The sequence below is a fragment of the Actinoplanes regularis genome (assembly GCF_900188005.1).
In the GTDB taxonomy this organism is placed as follows: Bacteria; Actinomycetota; Actinomycetes; order Mycobacteriales; family Micromonosporaceae; genus Actinoplanes; species Actinoplanes regularis.
Map to the genome: position 1 here is coordinate 1 of NZ_FZNR01000029.1, position 9800 is coordinate 9800.

Below are 9800 nucleotides of genomic sequence, written 5' to 3' on the forward strand. Positions count from 1 at the left end.
CCCTACGTCGCCGGGTACTGGCAAGCCTCATGACCAGCCGGAACACCACGCCATCGAGCGATGACGAACTACCAGAAACTCACAAACCGGCCTCTCATGCCGACCGACGCTGGGGTGGGGGAGAAAATTGCTGCGCGGCTGCGGACGCTGCTGCAAGACCGTCAGCGTGGGCCGGTCCTGGTGTTGGCCACGATGTGGCAGCAGTTCTGGAACGTGCTGACGGTCCGGCCGAGTCCTGGGCAGTCCGATTCTCACGGCCAGGCTCGGGAACTGCTGGCCGGAAGTGTGGTCCCGGTCGCGGAGACGTTCAAAGCTAATGAACTTGGTGAACTGATCCAGCCTGGTGCCGACCTTCGACTACGGCACGCCGCCGACCACGCTGAAGCTGGCCGGATCGCGCAGTATCTGGCCGGAGCACCCGAGCTTGAGGCTCGCTACCGGATTGCCAGAGCGGCGACCAAGGCCATCATCGACGTTGCAATGGATGCTCGTCGGCTCGGGCATCCCGTCGCTCTGCCGCGTGCCCTGCTGAACCTGGCAGTTCTGGGCTATCTCGACGACTGCACGTGGGATGGTCTGGACGAGAACTGGCTGAATCAGACGCTGGCGGACGCCGTCCTCGATGGCAAGGGCGTCGGTGGCATGCTGACGCGGATCCAGCCTCGTCCTGGCCAGGAAGCAGCCCATGGCGGGCAGCCCTGCTACCGGCTGGCTGACTATCTTGAACAACTCGGCCGAGCCGAACGTGTCGCCGTGTGCCCACCTCCGAGCTTGTGGGCGGCTTTCACCGCTGTCACCGTGGACCCGGTGTTGCTGCGGCGGCTAGGCGTTCAGGCCGGATCACGGCTGCGCTTGCAGGAAGCGATCCGGCTGTATCTCAAAGCCGCCGAGCTGGGCGATCCCGATGCACTGACCGGCATCGCCGGGGTGCTCGACGGCACGGGGGAGACAATCGGCGCCGAGCGGCTGTATCAGCTTGCGCTTGACGGCGGAGCTGTCAGTGCAGCGGTGGCGCTTGCCCAGCGGCATGAACGTGCGGGAAACCTTGACGATGCGAAGGTGTTTTACCTGCGAGCGGCTGCTCGCGGCGACGGAGAGTCGCTGCTGTGTGCCGCCGACCTGTGCCGCAACGCGGGCGATCTGAGCGGTGCAGAAGCGCTCTGCAGACAAGCAGTCGACCGTCGTGTTGAAGGTGGGTTGCTCGCGCTGGCCGGTATCCGTGATCGGCTAGGGGACGATGCAGCTTATGAGGGCCTGTTGGAGCAGGGAGCCGACGTCGGTGAGGCACTTGCGCTGCAGTTTCTCGTCCATCGGCGTGTGATGCGCGAAGACCTTGCCGGAGCCGAGAGCCTGTGCCGGACCTACACGGCGCGCGGGTCTAGCGAGGCATGGATGGTCTGGGCTGGCCTTCGGGAACGGTGCGATGACTTTATGGGCGCTGCGGCCCACTACCGTCAGGCAGCAAAAACCGGCATGCCAGATGCGGTGATCGCTTTAGCCAGGATGTATGCCGAGATCGGCGACGTCGATGAGGCCAGCGACCTGTATCGCCAGGCGGTTGACCTCGGTTCCAGCAAGGCCTGGCGACCACTGGCACGGCTGATGCGCGACGCGGGAGACATGGCCGGCGTCGAGGAGATCTGCCGGGAAGCTGCGTATCGAGGTCAGCCGCACCTGTTGTTCTGGCTGGCTGGACTGCGCGAGGGGAGTGGTGACGATGCCGGCGCCGATGAGCTACGTCTGCTGGCCGCCGATCACGGCGACATGGATGCCCTCCACGATTTGGCTGAGGTTCGTATTGAGGCAGGGGATCCGGCAGGCGCGATGGCCATGTACCGGCGCGCCGTAGACCTCGGTGGCCGAGGCGCAGGTTTCGGCTGGGCTAGGTTGCTCACCGCTACAGGTGACAGAGAGACGGCTCAGCAATTGATCCGCTTTGGGTTGACTGGCGACGGAAGGATTGCGACCGGCCTCGACCTCGGCCCCTTCAATCATCTGCTGCCGAACTGAATGGGATGCGGTTTGCGCCGCGGACAATTGCCGTTTTTGGTGAAATGTCCGCTCCGGGTTTGATGGAGACATCCAAACCTAACTAGTCATCGGCGAAGATGCTCGATCACTCTCTCACCCGGGCGACGTCGAGCCTTTCGGGCTGGCGACCACGTTGTCGCCCAGCGCGCCCGGCGCTCGCCACCTCGGTCGGATCCAGCGAGGGAATCCTTCGGGTCCAGCCAGCGGTGTCCTACTGCGCAGAATCCGTTCCAGAGATTGACGATTTCTTCCGGCGCCGACCAGGACCTCACACAACTGGCGCGCGAGGATCGCTCCCGTAGTGCCGCTTATGGTGCTCGCGAATGCGATCTTGAACTCGGACGGTTCCCCACCGGAAGCTCGGCTGAGCTGAACCGCCTGATTAACGGATCGAGCTGGTGATCGGCAGTCCGCGTCCGCTGACCGGAGCTTCATGTCTGACGTCGACACCAGCCGAACGAGACATCGTGTATGGGCCGGGCACGATCCGTTAATGTTCGGCGGTGGCTATGTCAGCGGTAGAGACGTCGTCGGTGGCTTCGGGCGGCATGCGGAGCCCGGTTCCGGAGCCGGGCCAGGTGGTGGAGGTTCGGGGCTCCACCTGGGCGGTGGCGAAGGTCGAGCGGCAGGGCCTACCGCGCAGCCCGGCTGACGAAACAGTCGCCTCTCTCAACCACGCCGTCACCCTGCAAGCTCTTGACGAGGATCGGCTCGGCGAGGAGTTGACAGTCGTCTGGGAGCTGGAGGTCGGACACACGGTCACCCCGGCTCAGGGACTGCCAACACAGATCAACCGGGACGCCTTCGACGATCCGAACACTCTTGCCGGGTTCGTCGACGCGATGCGGTGGGGCGCGGTGACCTCCGCAGACGACCGCAGCGTGCAGGCGCCGTTCCACTCCGGTGTCGCTGTCGAGGCGTATCAGCTGGAACCGTTGCGCCGGGCGCTGTCGTCACCTCGCACCAACCTGCTGCTGGCCGACGATGTCGGCCTCGGTAAGACGATCGAAGCGGGACTTGTGGTGCAGGAGTTGCTTCTGCGGCACCGGGCGCGAACCGCGATCGTGGTGTGCCCGCCGAGTCTGGCGCTGAAGTGGCAGGACGAGATGCGAGACAAGTTCGGCCTGGACTTCACCATCATCAACAGCGACATGATGCGTGAGGTACGCCGCCGGTACGGCTTGCACTCGAACCCGTTCCAGCTGTTCCCACGGGTGATCGTGAGCATGGCGTGGCTGCCGAGCGTGCGGGCCCAGCGGATGCTGCGGGACGTGTACGCCCAGGCGGCAAGCACGAAGACCGCCCGGCGGTACGCGTTCGACATCATGATCGTGGACGAGGCGCACCATGTCGCGCCGGCCAGCCCGTCGGCGGTCGGTGGTGGTCGTGGCTACGCGGTCGATACTCAGCGCACGATCGCCGTGCGGGAGCTGGCGGAAAAGTGCGAGCACCGCCTGTTCCTGAGTGCGACTCCGCACAACGGGCACCCAGAGTCGTTCACCGCGCTGATGGAGATGATCGACTCGCGGCGATTCAGCCGTGGCGCCCTGCTGGACGAGAAGGCGTTGAAGGAGGTGACGGTCCGCCGGCTGAAGTCGGATCCCGCTCTGGCGTACAAGAACTTCCGGCCTCGGGAGTTGAAGGGCATCGCGTTCACGCCGAGTGCCGAAGAACAGGAGATGTTCTCGCTGCTGGACCGGATCCTGTCGGAGAGCGCGAAGGCGAACGGCACCGGAGCCTCCGGCGACATCACCGCGATGCTGTTCAAGAAGCGGTTCCTGTCCAGCCCGTGGGCGTTCGGCATGACCTTGCGGTCCTACCTTGATGCCCGATCGGTGGGGCAGGAGTCCTCGGACTGGGACTACGACGACATTCTCGGCGAAGGCCAAGCCGACGAGGAAGAAGGCCTCTGGGAGCAGGACGAGGCGACCGTCCTGCGGGACAGCAAGTCCAGCGACCCCCTGGTGGCAGCCGGACCCGGTGAGCTGGAGCGACTGGCCGAATGGGGTCTCGGTTTCGCGAGCCGTCCGGACTCCCGGCTCGATGAGTTGATCAGGACGTTGGAGGCGATCTGCCGGCCGTCCGGGTTCTGGTCCAACGAGCGGGTCGTGGTGTTCACCGAGTACGCGCACACCCTGGAGTGGGTCCAGCGCGTCCTGGTGCAGCAGGGCTACGGCGACGTGCTGGAGGTGATCCAAGGACAGACCCCGACCGAGGAACGGGAGCTGATCCGCGAGCACTTCACGACCGACCCGGTGCGCAATCCGGTACGCGTGCTGCTGGCCACCGACGCGGCCGGTGAGGGTATCGACCTCCAGGACCACTGCCACCGGCTGATCAACCTCGACATTCCGTTCAACCCGTCGCGGCTGGAGCAGCGGATCGGCCGCATCGACCGGTATGGCCAGCAGCAGACGCCGCTGGTGTACCAGTTCATGCCGGACCGGTCGGCGACGATCTACGCCGCCGACATGCAGTTCATGGGCCGGATCGCGCAGAAGGTCGTGACGGTCGCCCGGGACCTCGGCTCTGTGAACCAGGTGATCGCCGAGGAGATCCAGGACCACTTCACCCGTACGGCGACCACGCGGCGCGGTAAGAAGGTCGCCCTCGACGGCAACGCCATCATCACCAGGGCGCTCGCCGGCGGCATGGACCTCAACAGCCAACTGACCCAACTCGAACAGGGGTACGCCGACAGCAAGGCCCAGCTGCATCTGGAGCCGGACAACCTGCGCCGGGTGGTGGACACCGCCCTGCGAATCAGCCACCAGCCGCCCCTGACCGTCTCCGGTGACCATCCCGCCGACGACGGCGTGTACGTCGTGCCAGCGCTCGGCCCGGCCTGGCAGTCGACGTTGAAGGGCCTGGACACCCGCTCGAACCCGGGCGTATGGCGACCGATCACCTTCAACGACCAGGCCGCCGCCGGCAGCAAGGACGTCGTCTACGTGCACCTCGGCCATCCGCTGGTCAAGAAGGCCCAGCGGCTGCTGCGTCGGTCGCTGTGGAGTGCCGACGCCCCACTGCACCGGGTGACCGCCGTCGTCGTGGACGGCCTGGAAGAGTCGTTCGTCGCGGCCGTCACCCGCATGGTGCTGGTCGGCCGCGGTGGCCTGCGGCTGCATGAGGAGATCTTCCTGGCCGGTGTCCGGCTGCGGGGCCGCCGCGCGATCGCCGAGGAACGCGCCGAACGGCTCCTTGACCAGGCCCTCGACGCCGGCACCCTGACCTTGGCCGAAACGGACATCCGGGACGGCCTGGTTCAGGAGTGGAACGAACTGGATTCCCCGCTGCGAGCCCGGCTGTTCGACTCGATGAGCCGCCGTGCCGAGTCCCGACAGCAGCGAGTCAGTGAGCAGCTGACCAAGCGGGAACAGGTCGACGTTTCCCGGGCACGGGAGATCTTCGCCGCGTTCCGTCGCAACCTGAACGAGTCACTCGACACCTTGACCGCCAAGGAGATGCAGGAGCAGGCCACCCTGCTCCCCGACGACCAGCAGCGGCAACGGCACCGGGACATGGACACGATGCGCCGCCGTCTGGACGAACTCGGCGACGAGGAACAACGCGAAATCGCGGCCATCACCGAGCGCTACCGCGACATCAAACCGCACACCACCGCCGCCGCGGTCGTCTTCGCGCTCACCCCGGCCGATGCCCAGCGAGGAGGAGCACGCTGATGCCCCCCGCCCGTACCTTCCGCCCCAAGACCGCCGCCGAACTGCACCGGGCCTGGCTGGAACTCGTCGAGACCGACGGCCCGTTCCTCGCCATCCCACCCCTGAAACGCGTCTGGCCGCAAGGCATCCCCGCCCTCGACCCGGACCGGCTCGACGCCCTGCGGCAGGCCAAACCGGCGTTCGACCACGCCTGGGAAGCCCTCGACATCGAACCCGACGATCAAACCCGCCAGACCAAGTACGCCGACGCCCGCGACGTCTGGGTACAGGCCGTACTGCGTGATGTGATCGGCTGGCGCGAGCTGCTGGCCTGGGGACCCGAGTCCGCACCAGGTATCACCGCGCACGCACCCGACCGAAGGCTGGCGGTCACCCCGGACGGAGCACTACGCGGCCCCGACGGCATCGGTGCACTGGTCAGCGTCGTCGACAAGACCGACAGCCTGCACGCCACCGGCACCGACGGCTGGGCCGCCACCGCCGTCGACCGGATGGAGGCAATGCTTCGCGCCTCCGGGGTCACGATCGGCATCGTCACCGACGGTCGCTGGTGGGCGCTGGTCTGTGCCCGGCCGAAAGCGATGGTCGCCTCCGGCATCGTCGACGCCCAGACCTGGGTCGAGGAACCGCTGACCCGCAACGCGTTCCTCACCGTCACCGCCCGGCAGTACATCGTCGGTGGCGACCCGAACGAACGACTCCCGAAACTCTTCGAGGAATCCGTCGCCGCCGCTGAGGAGATCACCGAAGCCCTCGGCGCCCAGGTCCGCCGCGCCGTCGAACTCCTGGTCCAGGCGTTCGACGAGGTCTCCACCGACCACCGGGCCAAGAAGCTCCCCGATCCGCTGCCGGCCGACCCGCACGAGACCTACTCTGCCGCGGTCACGGTCATGATGCGCGTCGTCTTCCTGCTCTTCGCCGAGGAACGCGGCCTGCTGCCGCAGAGCGAGCTGTTCCTTCAGGGGTACGGCATCAGCGGCGAGCTGGATGCCCTCGAACACCGCAACATCGGCGACGGCGAGGAGTCTCTGGACAGCACCTACCTGACCTGGCACCGGCTGCTCGCCACCAGTCAGGCCCTGTACAGCGGCGCCAGCTTCGAGAACATGCGTATGCCTGCGTACGGGGGCTCGCTGTTCGACCCCGACCGCCACCCGTTCCTGACCGCATCGAACGAGAACAGCACCCTGGCCCTTCCGGTCCCCGACCGGGTCATGCTGCACGTTCTACGCTCCGTGCAGGTTGCCCAGCTCAAGGGCGGCGACGCCCGCCGCATCTCGTTCCGTGACATCGACGTCGAACAGATCGGCTACATCTACGAGGGCCTGCTCGGCTACACCTGCACCCGCGTCCACGAGGTTCACGTCGGTCTGGTCGGCACCGCCGGCTCCGAACCCGAAGTCTCCCTCACTCTGCTCGAACAGCTCGCCGACCAGCACGGTACGCCGGCCGCACTCGCGAAGGCCGTTATCGCGTGGCTCAAGGAGCACCAGCCTGGCGCGGTTGCGCCCAGCGCCAATGCTCTCGCCAGACTCCTCACTACGGCTCCCGGTGAGGACGCCGACCGGCACCTGCGGGCTGTCACCAAGGACGAGGAACTCCGCGAACGGCTACGCCAGTGGGCCACCGTCACCAAACCAGACCTTCGCGGCCGACCAACCGTGGTCCTCGCCGACGGGCTGCTGGTCACCGAGACCCCGTCCCGCAAGAACGCCGGCGCCCACTACACCCCCCGGGACCTCGCCGAACGCGTCGCCCGGCACGCCCTCGAACCGCTCTGCTACTCCCCGGGCCCCCACCAGACCCCCACCCAAGAAGACTGGCAGATCCGCCAGGGATACGAAATCTTGAACCTCAAGGTCGCCGACATCGCCGCCGGCTCCGGCGCCTTCCTGGTCGCCGCCGCCCGCTACCTCGCCGACCGACTCGTCGAAGCGTGGGACCAACATGGCTCGGCCCAGACCGCCCAACGCGACCTCAAGCAACACGCCATCCGCGAAGTTGTCGCCCGCTGCCTCTATGGCGCCGATGTCAACCCGATGGCCGTCGAGATGTGCAAACTCTCCCTCTGGCTGGTCTCCCTCGACCGGGACCTCCCGTTCTCCTTCGTCGACGACAAGATTCTGCACGGCAACACGCTGCTCGGCCTTACCAACCTTCGCCAGCTCGAACAACTCCACATCGACGCACCGAAGTTCCGACAGGCACCACTGACCGGAATCGTCAACCTCAAGAGCGTCATCGACTCGGCTGTGGCGATCCGCCGCGAACTCGCCAGCGAGGTCAAGGAGAACGACCCCCAGCGGAGTGCCAGCGCGAAGCGCCGCCTCCTCGACCAGCTCCACACTTCTACGGCGCTGCTCACCAAGGCCGCCGACGGCGTCATCGCCGCTGGCCTCCGCCTCGGCGGAGCACCGACCAGATCTCTCGAGGAAAGCTACGAGAGCCTGGCCGAGGCCGTCCGGGCCACATTCCCCAGGAGTACGGCCGAAGCCGACTCCACCATGCTCGACGAGATCATCGACGAGGGTCTGATTCCTTCCGTCACCACGGACTACGAGCGTTGGAAGCCCCTGCACTGGGTCCTCGAAGTCCCCGACGTCATCGTCGGCCACGGCGGCTTCGACGCCATCATCGGCAACCCGCCCTTCCTCGGAGGCCAGAAACTCACCGGCGCCATAGGCACCAACATGCGCGACTGGTTCGTCAACCAGATCGCTGACGGCACCCGAGGCAGCGCCGACCTTGTCGCCTACTTCCTGCTCCGCGCCGCCACCCTGCTGCGCAGCACCGGAACACTCGGCGTGATCGCCACCAACACAGTCGCTCAGGGCGATACTCGCCAGGTAGGCCTCGACCGGGTCGTCGACAATGGCCTCACGATCACCCGAGCCATCCAGAGCGCCCCTTGGCCGTCCGCGAGCGCGAACCTCGAGTACGCGGCAGTTTGGGGCAGCCGCGGGCCGGTCGCGGACGAAGCGCATCGAGTCGCGGACGACATCCTCGTGCCACGAATCTCGACTCTTCTCGAGGCAGAGGGCCAGGTCGCTGGACCTCCCGCCCGGCTGAAGGAGAACGAAGACATCGCCTTTCAAGGCTGCACGGTATTGGGTATGGGGTTCGTGCTCGAACCCGACGAGGCCCAAGCCTTCATCGCGGAGGACGAACGAAACCGCGACGTGCTGTACCCCTACCTCAACGGCGAGGACCTGAACTCGAACCCGGACAACGGAGCCTCCCGCTGGGTCATCGACTTCACCGGTCGGTGCGAGAAGTGCGCCGCTCGCTACAAAGGCCCATACGAACGCGTATTGCAGCTTGTAAAGCCCGAGCGCGCGAAGAACCTGCGCGAGTCATCAAAGAAGTACTGGTGGTTGTATGAGCGTAGTCGGCCCGAGATGCGTCAGACGATCGAGAACCTGGACCACGTGCTTACGATGGCTCGCATCAGCAAGACAGTAATGCCGCTTCGAGTTGCGAACGACTTCGTCTTCAACGAGAAGACGTGCGTATTCGCAACGGACTCGTATGCCGATCAGGCTGTTCTGTCATCCATCGTTCATCAAGCGTGGGCGATCAAGTACAGCTCAACACTCCGGACCGACGTGAGCTACACACCGTCAGATGTCTTCGCCACCCTCCCTCGGCCAGAGGCAACGCCCGAACTCGATGAGATTGGCCGACGCCTGGACGAAGAACGCCGAGAGGTCATGCTCCGTCGGCGACTGGGGCTGACGAAGCTGTACAACTTTGTAAACGACCCAGGACTGGACGATGGCAGCGACCGTGACGTCGCGAACCTCCGCCAGCTACATGTCCAGCTCGATGAAGCAGTGATGGCTACCTACGGCTGGTCAGACGTGTCGTTGGATCACGGTTTTCACAGGTACCGTCAAATGACTCGATGGACCGTCAGCCCAGCGGCACGAGTGCAGATCGTGGATCGCTTGTTGGAAGAGAATCTTCGTCGCGCAGCGGCGCAGGAGAAGACGGAACAGCCCAAGAAGACGACGGCGAAGAGCGCGCGAGCAAGTAGTCGGCGGCCGGTCGTGAACGAGGATCAGGGGACGCTGCTGTGACGGAGCC

At 65.9% G+C, this 9800-nt stretch carries 3 protein-coding genes; all 3 read left to right on the forward strand.

Translation table 11 applies throughout. The features are described 5' to 3' along the window. Positions 1-60: 60 nt before the first annotated feature. Positions 61-2010 (forward strand): tetratricopeptide repeat protein, encoded by a 1950-nt coding sequence (locus tag CHC09_RS45840; RefSeq protein ID WP_143232844.1) that lies wholly within the window; start codon positions 61-63, stop codon positions 2008-2010. A 530-nt stretch (positions 2011-2540) separates the two neighbouring features. Beyond that, positions 2541-5714: a DISARM system SNF2-like helicase DrmD gene (gene drmD / locus CHC09_RS40330; RefSeq protein ID WP_089298546.1), complete on the forward strand. Its 3174-nt coding sequence runs from the start codon at positions 2541-2543 to the stop codon at positions 5712-5714. Continuing rightward, on the forward strand, positions 5714-9793 hold the full coding sequence (locus tag CHC09_RS40335) for an Eco57I restriction-modification methylase domain-containing protein (RefSeq protein WP_089298547.1): 4080 nt from the start codon (positions 5714-5716) through the stop codon (positions 9791-9793). The genes drmD and CHC09_RS40335 overlap by 1 nt, the downstream gene beginning before the upstream one ends. Positions 9794-9800 lie beyond the last annotated feature (7 nt).

What these genes read in the sequence shown, in the direction of transcription:
- CHC09_RS45840 (WP_143232844.1), top strand. Translation starts at nt 61, where the DNA reads ATGACGAACTACCAGAAACTCACAAACCGGCCTCTCATGCCGACCGAC.
- CHC09_RS40335 (WP_089298547.1), top strand. Translation starts at nt 5,714, where the DNA reads ATGCCCCCCGCCCGTACCTTCCGCCCCAAGACCGCCGCCGAACTGCAC.
- drmD (WP_089298546.1), top strand. Translation starts at nt 2,541, where the DNA reads ATGTCAGCGGTAGAGACGTCGTCGGTGGCTTCGGGCGGCATGCGGAGC.